Below are 14,560 nucleotides of genomic sequence, written 5' to 3'. Positions count from 1 at the left end.
CGTCTAACGCGACGCCACCTGTCGATCCCATGAACGGTTTTGCGCCGATCGGGCAAATGCCCGTGCGGTGCGATCAGCTTTTCAGCTTCCACCCGCGCCGCAGCAGCATGTAGCAAAGCGTGGCGAGGCCAAGGTCGAGCGCCAGAATGATGACGCTTCCCAGCGCGACGGGCGAGTCGGCGGTGCCGAGGAATCCGTAACGAAAGCCCGAGATGATGTAGAAGAACGGGTTGACGTGACTAAACGTGCGAAAGGCCGGCGCGAGATGGTCGACCGAATAGAAGGTGCCCGACAGCAGGGTCAGCGGTGCGACGACGAAATTGGTCACCGCGGCGGCATGATCGAACTTGTCCGCCCAGATCGACGTCATCACCCCCACCAGCGCGAGGAAGGTCGCGCCGAGCAGCCCGAACCATAGTACCGCCGCCGGGTGGCGCGGGATCACGTGCACACCGGGCCATAGCGACATGGCGAGGAAGACCGCGCAACCAACCAGGAACGCGCGCGTCACCGCCGCCCCGGTCAGCGCCGCGAGCAGTTCGGCGGTCGATAGCGGTGGTTGCAGATAGTCGACGATATTGCCCTGGATCTTGCCGACCAGCAGCGAGAAACTGGCATTCGCGAAAGCATTTTGCAGCATGCCCATGACGATCAGGCCCGGGGCGACGAAATCGGCGAACGGCACCACCTCGCCGCCGACCCGCACCGGGCTGCGCGCGCCGTTGGCGACGGTGAAAATGACGAGGAAGAGCAGCGTCGTCATCGCTGGCGCCCAGATCGTCTGGAGCTGCACCTTGAAGAAACGGCGCACCTCCTTCACATAGAGCGTTCGCAGGCCGCCCCAATTGACGTTCCGGATCACCGGTTCGCCGGGGGCATGCCTGATGCCCGATGGAAGTGGGGTAGACGAGGTTCGACCGGCTGACGGCTGACCTAAAGAGGATTGACCGGGGGAGGGTTGGCTGCTCATCGCGTCTGCGGGTAGACGCTGGCGCCGCCACCCGCAACCGGCACGCATTGAGGAAGTGACGATGTCCTGGACCGACGAGCGGATCAACACGCTCAAGACGATGTGGGAAGCGGGCCAGACGGCCAGCCAGATTGCCGAAGCCCTGGGCGGCGTCAGCCGCAACGCCGTGATCGGCAAGGCCCACCGACTGGGGCTGCAGTCGCGTCCCTCGCCGGTCGTGACTAAGGAAGAGGCGCGCGCCGCCGCGGAGAGGGCGACCGCGCCTGCCGCTTCGCCGGCGGCCGCCGCTCCCGCGACCGCCCCCGTTGCGGCTCGCCCGCAGCCGGTTGCCGCTGCGGCCCCGGCTGCAGCTCCGGCGCGCGCGCCTGAACCGGTGCGCGCGGCGGTTGAGCGTGAGGCCGCCGGCGGGGAAGAAGACGAGGCACAGGATGAGGCGGCGCCCGAGCGGATCGTCCCCGGCAACGACTCGCCGCCGCAGCCGATCCTCCGCTCGGTTGGGCCGGGGGGCTTCGTTCGTCAGGCGCCTGGCGAGCAGCAGCCGCCGATCGCCCCGGCGCCGCCGCGCCGCCTGGTACCGGCGAAGACCTCGCCTGAATATGCCGACAAGACCTCGTTGCTCGATCTCAACGACAAGATCTGCAAATGGCCGATCGGTCACCCTGGCGAGCCGGACTTTCATTTTTGCGGCGACAAGGTGAACCCTGGCTTCCCCTATTGCGTGGAGCATTGCGGTCACGCTTATCAGGCCCAGCTGCCGCGCCGCGATCGACGCGGCCCGCCGTTGCCGTTCGGCGGCCCCCGCATGCGTTGATTTGGGTAAACCACATCTCGCCGAGTAACATGAATTAATATCTTTTGCCGCCGGGGGTGCTTACGCCCCATTCTTCGAGGATGGCGGCGGGATGTGGCAGTCTTTTCATAACGATGTCGAGCGTGTGGTTCTGTCCGCGAGCCGCACGTAACATGGAGAAGCCTCGCAGGGCGCTTTCCATTGCGGGGGGCGTCATCCTTTGTACTTGTACGATACCATCGGCTGTCGCTTATTGCCCGACAACTCACGACGCCCTTTGCAGCGGGGCGCCGCTATCGGTGACGGAAGCCGGCCTGTCGGCGGCACAGTCGGGCGACGACCGGGCGCTCGCGGAGGGTAACCTCGCGCCGCTCGACGCCGAGGTGGCGGCCTGGCTTGACGCCTTTTCCGCCGTGGCGGACCTGAAGCGCAGCGACATCGCGTGGGTGGGGGATGCGTGCGCCGGACTGGCCCTGATCCGTGGTTGCCGATCCCCCGCGCCGCGCCTTCGCCGCGACGCCGGGAACGTCTACGCGCCATCTCACCCCGGGGCCGCCTCCTCCGTCAACGACGCGGGCGGGTGGTCGGTGGATCGTCCATTGTCGATAGAGCAGGAGCGTCGTCAGGCCGTGCGCAAGCGGTCGATCATCGTGGTGCTCGCGGCGATCGCGATCATCGTGCTGCTGCTCGTCATCCTGCTGCTGATGTGGCGAAGCCGCGAACGCACGCGGCGCTATAGCGAGGAAATCGGTCGTCAGGCGGAGGAGAAGGTCAAGATCCTGGCGCACGTGAGCCACGAAATCCGCTCGCCGCTGAGCAGTATCATCCTGCTGACGCACGCGCTGGGACGGCAGCCGGGCGCGTCGGTGGAGGATCAGGAGATGCTGTCGCGGATGAGCCGAAGCGGTGAACGGGTGATCCGTTTGCTGGAGGACATGCTGACATACTCGCGGCTTGAAGCTGGCCATGTCGATGCCAAGCCGGTCGAGGTGGTGATACGGGTATTGCTCGAGGACGTGGTGGCGACGAACGCCAGCGTGGCGGCGGCGCGCGGCCTGTCGCTGACTCTCGACATGGCCGCATGCGTGCCGGATACGATTCTTTGCGACGGCGATCGCCTGCATCAGGTGCTGAACAATCTGATGGCGAACGCGGTGCGGTTCACCGACGTCGGACATGTCGCCCTGCGCGTCACGCGGCCGGCCCCCGGCCATCATCTGCGTTTCGTGGTGGAGGATACCGGCGTCGGCATTCCCCCCGACCAGGTCGGCGCGCTGTTCGAGGAATATCGGCAGGTCCATTCGCCGCACCACGATCGCGGCGGGACGGGGCTGGGGCTGGTGATCAGCCGCCGGATCGCGGAGGCGATGGGGGGACGACTGACATTGCGGCCGCGCCCCTCGGGTGGCTCGATCGCCACCCTGCTCCTTCCGCTACGCCAGTGAACGCCCCACGCTCCGGCATCAGCCGGGGCGTGGGGCGGCGATCAGAACCGGAATGCCGCGGTGGCGCGCAGGCTGTACCAGCGGAACTTGTCGTCCGAACGACGGAAGTCGGTCCCGCTGACGGTACCGCCATTTGCGGCATTGGTGAACGGCGTGCCCGCCGGCCCCGTGACGCGGACGCGATAATCGTTGTCCTGATACTGGTGGTACAGATATTCGAGCCCGACCGAGAAATGGTCGCCGATGCGCTGCTCGATGCCACCGCCGGCCTGGATACCGAACTGATCGCGGTCGCCGCGGCCGGTGAACGTGTTGGCGGTGTTGGTGCTGCTGAATTCGCTATTGATCCGCGCATAGCCGGGGCCGAACGTGCCGTAGAACAGCGTCGAATCATTGGGCGTATAGCCGGCGCGCGCACGGATACCCGCTTCCCAGTCGATATCGCGATACATCGTATAGCTTGCCGGGGTCGACGAAAAGGCGGTGACGCTGTCGTTGATATCGCTTCGGCCGAACTCGCCGACGACCCCGACGACGATTCTGCCCATCTGCTGATCCCAGCCGACACGCGCATAATAGGCGCCCGCGTCGCGATCGCGCCGGCAGCCGACGCTGCCGTTCTGCGGTCCGGTCGCGCCCGTGGCGCCGCCACCGCAGAAGCCTGGGCCGAACGCATTGGCGCCGCCCCCCGTCAGCACGCTGTCGTTGAAATTGCCGTCCAGATTGCGATCGAACAGGATCCGCGAGCTGCGGTCGTTCGATTGCACGTCATACCCGCCGGCCGCACCGACATAGACGCCGGTGAACCCGCCGGTCACCATGGGATCGCTGCTGCCGCCATCCTGCGCCATGGCGGGGGCGGCGGTGAGCAATGTGCCGATCGCTAGCCAATATGCTTTCATTTCAACACTCCCTGATACAATCCGGGAGCAACGTGCCCTGCGCGTGACAGGTTGCGTGTCGAATCATTGCCAGATCCGCTGCACCCGATCCGGCGGGCATTTGGGGAAATCGTGTGTTCCCGATATAGCCCCGTCATGGCCGATCTCTTTGCTTCCTCCACCGCCGGTTCCCCCAGCTATGACGCATCGTCGATCGAGGTGCTGGAGGGGCTGGAGCCGGTGCGCCGCCGGCCCGGCATGTATGTCGGCGGCACCGATGAGCGCGCGTTGCACCATCTTGCCGCCGAAGTGCTCGACAATGCGATGGACGAGGCGGTGGCAGGCCATGCGACGCGCATCGACGTGACGCTGGAGCCGGGCAACCGGCTGACGATCGTCGACAACGGGCGCGGCATTCCGGTCGACCCACACCCCAAGTTTCCCGACAAATCGGCGCTGGAGGTGATCCTGTCGACGCTCCATTCGGGCGGCAAGTTTGCGGGCAAGGCCTATGCCACGTCGGGTGGTCTGCACGGGGTCGGCGTCTCGGTGGTCAACGCGCTGTCGGCTGATACCGTGGTCGAAGTCGCGCGGGAGCGGCAATTGTATCGCCAGCGCTTCTCGCGCGGGGTCACGCTCGGTCCGCTCGAACATATCGGCGCCGCCCCCAACCGGCGCGGGACGTCGGTCAGTTTTGTGCCCGATACCGAGATTTTCGGCCCGGAACTGCATTTCAAGCCGGCGCGGCTCTACAAGCTGGCGCGATCCAAGGCCTATCTGTTCGCGGGGGTCGAAATACGCTGGAAATGCGCGCCCGAGCTGGTCGAGGGGAGCGATACGCCGGCGGACGCGGTGTTCCAGTTTCCCGGAGGGCTTGCCGATCACCTGCGCGAACAGGTCGGCGCGCGCGAATGCGCTACCGCCGATTTCTTCGCCGGGCAGCAGGATTTCCCCGATAGCCAGGGCAAGGTGGAATGGGCGGTCGCCTGGCCACTGTGGAGCGACGGCAGCTACAGCTGGTATTGCAACACCATTCCCACCCCCGATGGCGGCACGCACGAACAAGGATTGCGGCAGGCGCTGGTGCGCGGCCTGCGCCAGTTCGGCGAACTGGTGAACAACAGGAAGGCGAAAGAGCTGACCGCCGACGACGTGATGGTCGGCAGCGAGCTGATGCTCAGCGTCTTCATCCGCGATCCGCAGTTTCAGAGCCAGACCAAGGACCGTCTGACCTCGCCCGAGGCCGCTGGACTAATCGAAAAGGCGATGCGCGACCATTTCGATCACTGGCTGGGCCAGAACATGGAACGCGGCAAGGCGCTGCTTGGCTATGTCATGGAGCGGATGGACGAGCGGCTGCGCCGCAAGGCGGAGCGCGAGGTGAAGCGCAAGACCGCGACGTCGGGGCGCAAGCTGCGGCTGCCGGGAAAGCTGACCGATTGTGCCGCCGACAGCCCTGAAGGCACCGAATTGTTCATCGTGGAGGGCGATTCCGCCGGTGGCTCGGCCAAGCAGGCGCGCGACCGGAAGACGCAGGCGATCCTGCCGATCCGTGGCAAGATCCTCAACGTCGCCTCCGCGACCAGCGCGAAGATCCTCGCCAATCAGGAAATCGCCGATCTGATCCAGGCGCTCGGCTGCGGCACGCGCAAGGAATGCCGCCCCGAAAGCCTGCGCTATGAGCGAATCGTCATCATGACCGACGCCGACGTCGACGGCGCGCATATCGCGACGCTGCTGATGACGTTCTTCTTCCAGGAAATGCCCGATCTGGTCCGGCACGGTCACCTGTATCTCGCGCAGCCGCCGCTCTATCGGCTGACCGCCGGCGCGAAGAGCCTGTACGCGCGCGACGACGCGCATCGTGCCGAGCTGGAGCGAACCGCCTTCCGGGGCAAGAAGGTGGAGGTCGCGCGCTTCAAGGGCCTGGGCGAGATGAATCCGCAACAGTTGCGCGAAACGACGATGGACCCCGCCCGGCGCAGCATGATCCGGATTACGCTGCCGCAGGAATATGAGGAGCGGGCGGGGGTGAAGGATCTGGTCGATCGCTTGATGGGCACCAATCCGGCCCATCGCTTCGCCTTCATTCAGGAGAATGCCGCGCGTCTGGATGAGGAAGCGATCGATGCATGAGCGGCCGGTGGCCGCCCCCTGACGAGGGGGCGCCGCCGTTCATAGTCCCGGAACCACGCCCCATCGCTCCCGTTATCCGCCCACGGGAACAGGAGCGATGCGATGCGAACGCAATCCGGCCGGGCGGTGATGATGCTGGGCATGGCGGGCGGCATGTTGCTCAGCCTGAGCGGCGGTATGCTGTTGGGGGAATATGCGGTGTCCGGCATCCACCCGGTCTACGCCGCCGGCGACGCGGTTTCGCGGCCGGTACAGCCCGACTGGACCATCACTGAAGCGACCGGTGAGGCCGTGTTCGATCCGGCACGATCGGTGCGGGTGGTGCCGGCCGCGGATGTCGCCGTGCCGATGCCGGAGGATCGACTGAGCGGCGAACTCGATCTGTCGTGAGCGGCGCGCGCGTCCGGGCCAACGCCTGAACCGCCCGGCACATCGCCATGCCGGGCGGATATGGCGACGGTTGTTCCGTCGTCCGAATGCCGGTATCAGGCGCCTTACGGGCGGTCCGCATCGGGCCGCCCTTGCTCTTTGCAGAGGAGAAGGCACCTTGTCCGTCGACACCGCGATCCCCGCTCTCATGCCCGTCTATCCGCGGTGTGACGTGCGACCGGTGCGAGGCGAGGGTGCTTACCTGTACGGGGAGCGTGGCGAGAAATATCTCGACTTCGCTGCCGGCATCGCGGTCAATGCGCTGGGCCATGGCCATCCCCGGCTGGTGAAGGCAATCGCCGATCAGGCGGCGACGCTGATGCATGTCAGCAACCTGTACGGCAGCCCGCAGGGCGAGCATTTCGCGCAGCGCCTGGTCGATGCCACCTTTGCCGACACCGTCTTTTTCACCAATTCGGGGGCGGAGGCGGTCGAGTGCGCGATCAAGACCGCGCGCCGTTATCACTATGCCAACGGGCATCCCGAGCGGCATGACCTGATCACCTTCGACACCGCCTTCCATGGGCGCACGCTGGGCGCGATCTCGGCAACCAATCAGGCCAAGATGCGCGACGGGTTCGAACCGCTGCTGCCCGGCTTCCGCTATGCCACCTTCAACGATCTCGACGGCGCGCTGGCGCTGATCGACGACCATACCGCCGGTTTCCTGGTCGAGCCGATCCAGGGCGAGGGCGGTATCCGCCCGGCATCGATGGAGTTCCTCCAGGGTCTGCGCAAGGCATGTGACGAGCATGACCTGCTGCTGGTGCTCGACGAGGTGCAGGCGGGATACGGGCGCACCGGCAAGCTGTTCGCCCACGAACTCTACGGCATCACGCCCGACATCATGGCCGTGGCCAAGGGGATCGGCGGGGGCTTCCCGCTCGGCGCGTGCCTGGCCACCGCGGAGGCGGCCAAGGGCATGGTGTTCGGCACGCATGGCAGCACCTATGGCGGCAATCCGCTGGCGATGGCGGCAGGCGAGGCCGTGCTGGACGTCATCCTGGAGGAAGGCTTCCTCGATCATGTCGTGCAGATGGGCGAGCGGTTACGCGCGGCGCTGGAGCAGATGATCCCCAATTACGATCACCTGTTCCACTCGGTGCGCGGCCATGGCCTGATGCTCGGCATCAAGCTGACCAGCGACAGTCGCCGCTTCGTCGCGCATTGCCGCGATCAGCACGGGTTGCTGCTGGTGTCCGCGGGCGAGAATGTCGTCCGTGTGCTGCCACCGCTCAATATCGAGGAAGCGCATGTCGCCGAGTTTATCGAGCGATTGAGCGAGGCGGCGCGCGTCTACGTGCCCGTCGCGGACGAATAACCTTGATCCTCCCCGCCAGCGGGGAGGGGACCATGCAAAACATGGTGGAGGGGGGATGCGGCAGGCGGATCGTTCGTGGCGATCCCGCTCCACCGGCGTCGCTGGTCCCCCTCCCGATGCCGGGGAAGATCATATGCGCCATTTCCTGAACCTCACCGATGCCGGCCCCGACGCGATCGCGGCGATGCTCGACGACGCGCTAACCCGCAAACAGGCGCGCGCGGGCTGGAGCAAGGGCCGGATCGATGCCGACGCGCCGCTTGCGGGCCATGTGCTGGCGATGATCTTCGAGAAGAATTCCACCCGCACCCGCGTCAGTTTCGACATGGCGATCCGGCAGCTTGGCGGTCAGTCGATCGTGATGGAAGCGGGGCAGATGCAGCTCGGTCGTGGCGAGACGGTCGCTGACACCGCGCGCGTGCTGTCCGGCTATGTCGACGCGATCATGATCCGCACCGACGATCACGCCAAGGTGGAGGAGATGGCGCATTACGCCACCGTCCCCGTCATCAACGGCCTGACCGATGCCTCGCACCCGTGCCAGATCATGGCCGATCTGCTGACGATCATCGAGCATGGCAAGGCGTTGCCGGGGCTGAAGGTCGCGTGGCTGGGCGACGGCAACAATGTACTGGCGTCGATCGTCGAGGCGGCGGGGTTGATGCGCTTCGAGGTGGTCGCCGCCTGTCCGCAGGGATTCCAGCCCGAGGAAGCGGCGATCGAGCGCGGCAAGGGGCAGGCCCGTGTCGTGGCCGATCCGCGCGAGGCGGTCGCGGGTGCCGATGTGGTCGTCACCGATACGTGGATTTCGATGGGGCAGGCGCATGCCGACACCAAGCTGGCGGCGATGATGCCCTATCAGGTCGACGCCGCGCTGATGGCGATCGCGAAGCCCGATGCGGCGTTCCTCCACTGCCTGCCGGCGCATCGCGGGGAGGAGGTGACCCCCGAGGTGATCGACGGCCCGCAATCGCTGATCTGGCCGGAGGCGGAGAACCGTTTGCACGCGCAAAAGGCGGTGCTGCGCTGGTGCTTCGGGCAGATCGGTTGATCGCGGGCGCCTCGCGCACCAGATAAGCGTCACCCCGGCAGCGGCCGGGGTCTCTCGCCGCCCGGCGCTTCCCAGTGCCGCCAGAGACTCCAGCCCTTGCTGGGGTGACGAAAGACACGATGACCGACCTCACCACCACTCCCCCCGATCTCGACCGTGCGCTTGGCTTCACCATTCCGGGCCGCTCCGCGCGCGGGCGGATCGTGCGGTTGGGGCCGACGCTCGACACGATCCTGGCGGCGCACGCCTATCCACCCGTGATCGAGCGATTGCTCGCGGAGGCGCTGACGCTGACCGCGTTGATCGGCAGCACGCTGAAGGATCCGGCGGGCCAGCTGACGATGCAGACGCAGACGCAGACCGGGATCGTCACATTGCTGGTGTGCGACTATCGCGGCGGAGACGTGCGCGGCTACGTCCAATATGATGCCGACCGGCTCGCCGCCGCGCCGGAGGCACCGAGCCTGTTTGCCCTGTTCGGACCGGGCTACCTCGCGATCACCTTCGATCTCGCCTCCACCGGAGAGCGTTACCAGGGCATCGTGCCGCTCGATGGCGCAACGCTCGCCGATGCTGCGCAAAGCTATTTCTATCAGTCGGAGCAGATCCCGACGCTGGTGCGGGTGGGCCTGGAGAAAGGCTCCGACGGCCGCTGCGTCGCCGGAGGATTGCTGCTGCAGCATCTGCCCGAGGGCGAGGTGGGGCGCGAACGGCTGCATACCCGGCTCGATCATCCCGAATGGGAGCATGTCGAGGCATTGGGGCGGACGATGGGAGCGGAAGAGCTCGCCGATGCCGAGGTGCCGCTGGAGACGCTCGTCTGGCGGCTGTTCAACGAAGAGGACGAGGTGCGCGTCCTCGCCGCGCAGCCGCTGTCGAAAGGATGCCGTTGCACGACCGAGCATATCCGCTCGGTGCTGGCGCGCTTCCCGGTCGAGGAACGGATCGAAATGGCGGACGAACAGGGGCTGATCGCGGTCGATTGCGCCTTTTGCTCCACCGTCTTTCCGCTGCGCGCGACCGATCTGGAGATGCAGCCGGCGGATTGACGTCACCCCGCTCGCGGCACGGGATCAGCGCCGCGGCGATGGCCTTTATCCGCTTATTAACTGCCATGTGCGATCACCGTGACAGTCACTTTCGGGTGGCTGTCTCCCTTGACTGGCCGTTTGACGCGACGGCTGGCGGATCGGGCGGGTCGCGTGCGGTGACCCGCCCTTTTCGAGCGGCTCGCCGGGCGGCGTGGTTGCGTTTGCCGGCACATCGGCCTAGCGACGCGCGCATCATGACCACCCAAACACCTGCGGTCGCGCTCATTTCGGGCGGACTCGATTCGATGGTGTCCGCCGCGCTCGCGCGGGAGGCCGGGCATCCGTTGTTGGCGCTATCGATCGACTATAATCAACGACATCATATCGAGCTTGCGGCCGCGCGCCGCGTCGCGCGAGCGCTCGGCGCGACGCGCCATATCGTCCTGCCGATCGACCTGTCCGCATTTGGCGGGTCGGCGCTGACCGATGAGGCTATCGCGGTGCCGAAGGATGGCGTCGGCAGCGATATTCCGGTGACCTATGTTCCCGCCCGCAACACGATCTTCCTCAGCCTCGCGCTCGGCTGGGCGGAGGCGGCGGGGGCGCGCGACCTGTATCTGGGCATCAATGCGCTCGACTATTCCGGCTATCCCGATTGCCGCCCGGAGTTCATCGCCGCGTTCGAGCAGCTCGCCGATCTCGCGACCAAGGCGGGGGTCGAAGGGCAGCCGTTCCGCTTTCGCGCGCCGCTGCAGCATATGACCAAGGCGGACATCGTGCGCGAGGGCGCGCGACTGGGGCTCGATATGGGGCTGAGCTGGTCGTGCTACGATCCGGCGCCGGGCGCCCAGCATTGCGGCCTGTGCGACAGTTGCCGCTTGCGGCACAAGGGCTTCGAGGAAGCGGGGGTCGCCGATCCCACCGTGTACGCGGTCACCCCGCCGGCGCCCTGACGATGAGCTACGCCGTCAAGGAAATGTTCCTGACGTTGCAGGGCGAAGGCGTGCAGGCCGGGCGACGCGCGGTGTTCGTTCGCTTCGCCGGGTGCAACCTGTGGTCCGGCCGTGAGCGGGATCGCGCGACCGCGATCTGCCGCTTTTGCGACACCGATTTCGTCGGCATCGACGGAGCGGGCGGCGGTCGCTTTGCCGACGCGGCCGCGCTGGCGGCGGCGGCGGCGGGGTTCTGGGGCAAGGGGATGGAGCGTCGCTTCGTCGTGCTGACGGGTGGCGAGCCGATGCTGCAGGTCGACGATGCGCTGATCGATGCGCTGCATGCCGCCGGCTTCATGATCGCGATCGAGAGCAACGGCACGCTGCCGGTGCATCCGGGCATCGACTGGATATGCATCAGCCCCAAGGCGGGCAGCGAAACGGTGCAACGGCGCGGTGACGAATTGAAGCTGGTATGGCCGCAGCCGGGGACTGACATCGACGCGATCGAGACCTGGGATTTCGCCAACTTCCTGTTGCAGCCGATGGACGATGCGCGGGGCCAGGCGAACGTCGATGCGGCGATGGCGCTGGTGATGCAGCGTCCACGCTGGCGCCTGTCGCTACAGACGCACAAGATGCTGGGGCTGCGGTAAGGGCCTGCCCCCGGCGACGGCGCCGGGGGAGAGGGCCGGGGGAGTTGCCCCCGGCCGCGACCTCATCAGCGGGCGGCGTAGGTGATCGGTGTCAGCGGCTCGCCGCATTTGCGGGTATCGAAGTCCGTTTTCTTCCAGCATTCCTTCTCCCAACGCGGCAGCGTCGCGGGGAATATCTGCAGGCGGGGGAATTGCTGTTCTCCCCACGGCGTCAGGCTGTTGCGCAATTCGCGCATGCGCGTCAGCGCGATATCGCCGAAGGCGCCACGGGGCGCGTACAGCGCGTCGCGGCCGATCCGTGCCGCGGTGGTGCAGAAACCGAATTGCGCCGCGACCGTGGCGAAGCCGGCATAGGTGCGCGTCCCGAACTGATCGAGCGCGCTTTGACCTTCCTTCTTCGTCTTGGCGGTCCGCGCAAAATATTTGGTCAGTGTGTCGAAGGAAGAGGCCAGTTCCTGCTTATGATCGGTCAGGATCGCATTATAGGTCGGCACGGTCAGCAGGGTCGGCTCGAACTGGCATTGCAGCGCCGCGACGTTCAGGGCGGCGCGCATGTTCCATGTCACGCCGGCGCGCAGCTCCGCCGGAGTGGCGCCGGGCAGCGGCTGTCCGATGCCGGTTTCGTCACCGATCACCGGGGTGCCGGTCAGATCCTTGGACTTGAAGAAAAATTGTGCCGTCGCCGGCGTCGCCGACATTGCCGCCGTCGCCAGCACCGCCATGGCGCCGACGAACCCCACCTTCCGCATTTTCATACTCCTCACCCGTACCCGGGGGACGCGGCCGCAGCCCTTCGTTCGCTGCGCCGCGACGCCGCCCGGCCGCGCCTATACGCCACATCAACCTTTCGGCCCAACAGATTTCTGACCTGAATTGCGCCCGATCGTTGCCTGACGGCGTTAAATAATCGGTGGGATTCCGTAATGAATCCCGAACGTTGGTTGAGCGCGTGAGGGATCGGGCAGGGCGCGCCGCACGGGCGTGCCGCGCATGCGAAAAGGCCGCCCGGTCGCCCGGACGGCCCTGGATACAATCGCCGTAGCGGCAGATTACATCGCGTTCGACATGTTGGACATCATCATGTCGTTGCCCATGGTATCGTTGGCCATCATGCCGCCGTTCATGGTGCCGTCAACCGCGGTCATGTTGTCGGTCATGGTGTCCATGCCCTCGGTGGCGTTCATGTCGGTGATCATGGTGTTATCGGTGTTCTCGGTCTTCGAGCCGCAGGCCGAGACCGCCAGAGCCGCCGCCGCGAGCGCCGAACCGGCCAGAACCTTGGTGATGACTGCACGCATGAAATTGCTCCCTAGACTGTGGATTTGGCGGCCCGTTGGCCATTCATCCCAAATCAACGTGGACATTAATCACAGATGACCGGGCTCTCAAGCCTCGTTTTCATCGACGCAAGATAGACTTTGCAGAAAAGCGTCGGCGGTGAACGCCAGCGCGGCATCGAAAGTTGCACGATCTGTTGTTTTTCCAAGTGCTTGAGCGCTGGTGACGGCGAAATCGGCAAGTCCGCAGGGCACGATCCCGCCAAAATCCGCCAGATTTGGCGACAGATTTACCGAAAAGCCGTGCAGCGTCACCCAGCGGCGCACCCGGATGCCGATCGCACCGATCTTCGCCTCGCCGCCCGTCGCGTCGTGCGTCCAGATGCCGATCCGGCCGGGCGCGCGGAAGCTGTCAATGCCGATCCGGGCCAATGCGGCGATCACCCACCCCTCCACCGCATGGACGAAGCATCGCACGTCGCGGCCGCGCCGGTTGAGATCCAGCACCAGATAACCGACCCGCTGGCCGGGCCCATGATAGGTGTATCGCCCGCCGCGCCCCGCCGGTACGACCGGAAAGCGCGGATCGACCAGTTCCGACGGATCCGCGCTGGTGCCGGCGGTATAGACCGGCGGATGCTCGAGCAGCCAGATCAGCTCACGCGCATCACCCGTCGCGACCGCCGCGGCGCGCGCCTCCATCTCGGCGAGTGCGGCGGCATAATCGGTCAGTCCGGGGCTGACCCGCCATTCGATGTCATCGGGTATCGTCACCCGTGACAGATGCGATCGCGTCGCGCGGAAGGCAAGCGCGGCTGGCGTGACCTTGACCGACGCGCTGGCGCGACTAGGGGACGATGATGATCAAGATCGGGGCCATTTGGGATCAGGCGGTGCAGGTCATGCGCGGGCGCGCGGGCATGCTGGCCGGGATCGCGTTGCTGACGATCGTACCGTCCTCCGTGGTCGGCGGGGCGTTCACGAATCTGGTCGATCCTGCCAGCCCGCTGCACCTGCTGGGCGGGCTGCTGCGCCTCGTCGATCTGGTGTTGCTGATCCTGGGGACGCTCGCGATCACCGCGATCGCGAGCGATCCGTCGGTCGGCGCCAGGCGCGCCTTCCGTATGGCGGGCGGGCGGCTGTTGCCGGCGCTCGGCGTCTTCGTGATGTTCGGGCTGCTCTCGGCGATACTGTTCGTCCCGGGCATTGGGGCGCTGATCGCCTCCGGCGCGGCATATGACAGCGCCGGCAATCTCGATCTCGATCACGCGGCGACCGGCACGCTGGCGCTGGCGGGGGTGCTGATGCTGGCCGCCGCGCTTGCGATGCTGTGGCTGTTGGCGCGGCTGGCACCGCTGATGGCGGTGGTTCTGCATGAGCGGGCTGGCGCGCTGGGCGCGTTCCGGCGCAGTTTCGCGCTGACGCGCGGGTCCACGATGCGGCTGATCGGTGTGCTTCTGTTGTTCTTCATCGTGCTGACGGTGTTCACCGTCGCGGTGACGTCGGTGGTCGGCGTAGTCGTGCGGCTGTTGCCGGGGGTGACGGACGGGATGGCCGTCATGCTCCTCGCGCTGGTCAGTGGGATCGTCAGCGCGATCGGAACCGTGGTGCAAAGCGTGTTCGTCGCCCGCTTCTATATCG

15 protein-coding genes are annotated in these 14,560 nt (G+C 66.3%); 10 read left to right on the top strand and 5 right to left on the bottom strand.

Annotated features, from left to right (window positions below):
• Positions 1-73 precede the first annotated feature (73 nt).
• Entirely contained in the window at positions 74-970 is an 897-nt protein-coding gene (locus ACFDSW_RS04625) for an ABC transporter permease (RefSeq protein ID WP_375249103.1), read from the bottom strand.
• A gap of 61 nt (positions 971-1,031) precedes the next feature.
• On the opposite strand from ACFDSW_RS04625, the gene ACFDSW_RS04620 reads away from it, so the two are divergent.
• Both ACFDSW_RS04620 and ACFDSW_RS04615 read left to right on the top strand, forming a co-directional pair.
• A complete protein-coding gene (locus tag ACFDSW_RS04620; protein ID WP_375249102.1) occupies positions 1,032-1,781 on the top strand; it encodes a GcrA family cell cycle regulator in 750 nt (249 codons plus the stop codon).
• Between the two features lie 278 nt (positions 1,782-2,059).
• Entirely contained in the window at positions 2,060-3,205 is a 1,146-nt protein-coding gene (locus ACFDSW_RS04615) for a sensor histidine kinase (protein WP_375249101.1), read from the top strand.
• 41 nt (positions 3,206-3,246) lie between these two features.
• Here ACFDSW_RS04615 and ACFDSW_RS04610 read toward each other — a convergent pair whose 3' ends face one another.
• A complete protein-coding gene (locus ACFDSW_RS04610; protein WP_375249100.1) occupies positions 3,247-4,107 on the bottom strand; it encodes an outer membrane protein in 861 nt (286 codons plus the stop codon).
• A gap of 135 nt (positions 4,108-4,242) precedes the next feature.
• Between ACFDSW_RS04610 and parE the strand changes: the two genes are divergently transcribed.
• From parE to queE, 7 genes are all read left to right on the top strand, one after another.
• Positions 4,243-6,222, top strand: coding sequence for a DNA topoisomerase IV subunit B (gene parE, locus ACFDSW_RS04605; protein ID WP_375249099.1), 1,980 nt, complete (start codon positions 4,243-4,245; stop codon positions 6,220-6,222).
• Positions 6,223-6,324: 102 nt separating this feature from the next.
• Complete coding sequence (locus tag ACFDSW_RS04600) at positions 6,325-6,612, top strand: hypothetical protein (RefSeq protein WP_375249098.1); 288 nt, start codon at positions 6,325-6,327, stop codon at positions 6,610-6,612.
• 187 nt (positions 6,613-6,799) lie between these two features.
• Positions 6,800-7,972: an aspartate aminotransferase family protein gene (locus ACFDSW_RS04595; RefSeq protein ID WP_375249117.1), complete on the top strand. Its 1,173-nt coding sequence runs from the start codon at positions 6,800-6,802 to the stop codon at positions 7,970-7,972.
• Positions 7,973-8,105: 133 nt separating this feature from the next.
• A complete protein-coding gene (argF, locus tag ACFDSW_RS04590; RefSeq protein ID WP_375249097.1) occupies positions 8,106-9,023 on the top strand; it encodes an ornithine carbamoyltransferase in 918 nt (305 codons plus the stop codon).
• Positions 9,024-9,142: 119 nt separating this feature from the next.
• Entirely contained in the window at positions 9,143-10,072 is a 930-nt protein-coding gene (locus ACFDSW_RS04585; protein ID WP_375249096.1) for an Hsp33 family molecular chaperone HslO, read from the top strand.
• Positions 10,073-10,308: 236 nt separating this feature from the next.
• Positions 10,309-11,007, top strand: a complete 699-nt coding sequence (gene queC, locus ACFDSW_RS04580; RefSeq protein WP_375249095.1) for a 7-cyano-7-deazaguanine synthase QueC — start codon at positions 10,309-10,311, stop codon at positions 11,005-11,007.
• 2 nt (positions 11,008-11,009) lie between these two features.
• Positions 11,010-11,642 (top strand): 7-carboxy-7-deazaguanine synthase, encoded by a 633-nt coding sequence (gene queE, locus ACFDSW_RS04575; RefSeq protein ID WP_375249094.1) that lies wholly within the window; start codon positions 11,010-11,012, stop codon positions 11,640-11,642.
• 65 nt (positions 11,643-11,707) lie between these two features.
• Here queE and ACFDSW_RS04570 read toward each other — a convergent pair whose 3' ends face one another.
• The 3 genes from ACFDSW_RS04570 to lipB all read right to left on the bottom strand — a co-directional run bounded on the left by ACFDSW_RS04570 (position 11,708) and on the right by lipB (position 13,702).
• Positions 11,708-12,391, bottom strand: a complete 684-nt coding sequence (locus ACFDSW_RS04570) for a hypothetical protein (RefSeq protein ID WP_375249093.1) — start codon at positions 12,389-12,391, stop codon at positions 11,708-11,710.
• 300 nt (positions 12,392-12,691) lie between these two features.
• The gene (locus tag ACFDSW_RS04565) at positions 12,692-12,940 is read right to left on the bottom strand and encodes a hypothetical protein (protein WP_375249092.1); all 249 of its coding nucleotides are present in this window, start codon (positions 12,938-12,940) and stop codon (positions 12,692-12,694) included.
• 87 nt (positions 12,941-13,027) lie between these two features.
• Positions 13,028-13,702: a lipoyl(octanoyl) transferase LipB gene (lipB, locus tag ACFDSW_RS04560; RefSeq protein WP_375249116.1), complete on the bottom strand. Its 675-nt coding sequence runs from the start codon at positions 13,700-13,702 to the stop codon at positions 13,028-13,030.
• Between the two features lie 74 nt (positions 13,703-13,776).
• Here lipB and ACFDSW_RS04555 point away from each other — a divergent pair.
• Positions 13,777-14,560, top strand: a 784-nt coding sequence (locus ACFDSW_RS04555) for a hypothetical protein (protein WP_375249091.1), incomplete at its 3' end; no start/stop codon positions are given.

Source organism: Sphingomonas sp., from assembly GCF_042091075.1.
Lineage (GTDB): Bacteria > Pseudomonadota > Alphaproteobacteria > Sphingomonadales > Sphingomonadaceae > Sphingomonas.
This window is presented reverse-complemented; position numbering and strand designations above follow the sequence as displayed.

What these genes read in the sequence shown, in the direction of transcription:
- ACFDSW_RS04625 (WP_375249103.1), bottom strand. Translation starts at nt 970, where the DNA reads ATGAGCAGCCAACCCTCCCCCGGTCAATCCTCTTTAGGTCAGCCGTCA.
- ACFDSW_RS04620 (WP_375249102.1), top strand. Translation starts at nt 1,032, where the DNA reads ATGTCCTGGACCGACGAGCGGATCAACACGCTCAAGACGATGTGGGAA.
- ACFDSW_RS04610 (WP_375249100.1), bottom strand. Translation starts at nt 4,107, where the DNA reads ATGAAAGCATATTGGCTAGCGATCGGCACATTGCTCACCGCCGCCCCC.
- parE (WP_375249099.1), top strand. Translation starts at nt 4,243, where the DNA reads ATGGCCGATCTCTTTGCTTCCTCCACCGCCGGTTCCCCCAGCTATGAC.
- ACFDSW_RS04600 (WP_375249098.1), top strand. Translation starts at nt 6,325, where the DNA reads ATGCGAACGCAATCCGGCCGGGCGGTGATGATGCTGGGCATGGCGGGC.
- ACFDSW_RS04595 (WP_375249117.1), top strand. Translation starts at nt 6,800, where the DNA reads ATGCCCGTCTATCCGCGGTGTGACGTGCGACCGGTGCGAGGCGAGGGT.
- argF (WP_375249097.1), top strand. Translation starts at nt 8,106, where the DNA reads ATGCGCCATTTCCTGAACCTCACCGATGCCGGCCCCGACGCGATCGCG.
- ACFDSW_RS04585 (WP_375249096.1), top strand. Translation starts at nt 9,143, where the DNA reads ATGACCGACCTCACCACCACTCCCCCCGATCTCGACCGTGCGCTTGGC.
- queC (WP_375249095.1), top strand. Translation starts at nt 10,309, where the DNA reads ATGACCACCCAAACACCTGCGGTCGCGCTCATTTCGGGCGGACTCGAT.
- queE (WP_375249094.1), top strand. Translation starts at nt 11,010, where the DNA reads ATGAGCTACGCCGTCAAGGAAATGTTCCTGACGTTGCAGGGCGAAGGC.
- ACFDSW_RS04570 (WP_375249093.1), bottom strand. Translation starts at nt 12,391, where the DNA reads ATGCGGAAGGTGGGGTTCGTCGGCGCCATGGCGGTGCTGGCGACGGCG.
- ACFDSW_RS04565 (WP_375249092.1), bottom strand. Translation starts at nt 12,940, where the DNA reads ATGCGTGCAGTCATCACCAAGGTTCTGGCCGGTTCGGCGCTCGCGGCG.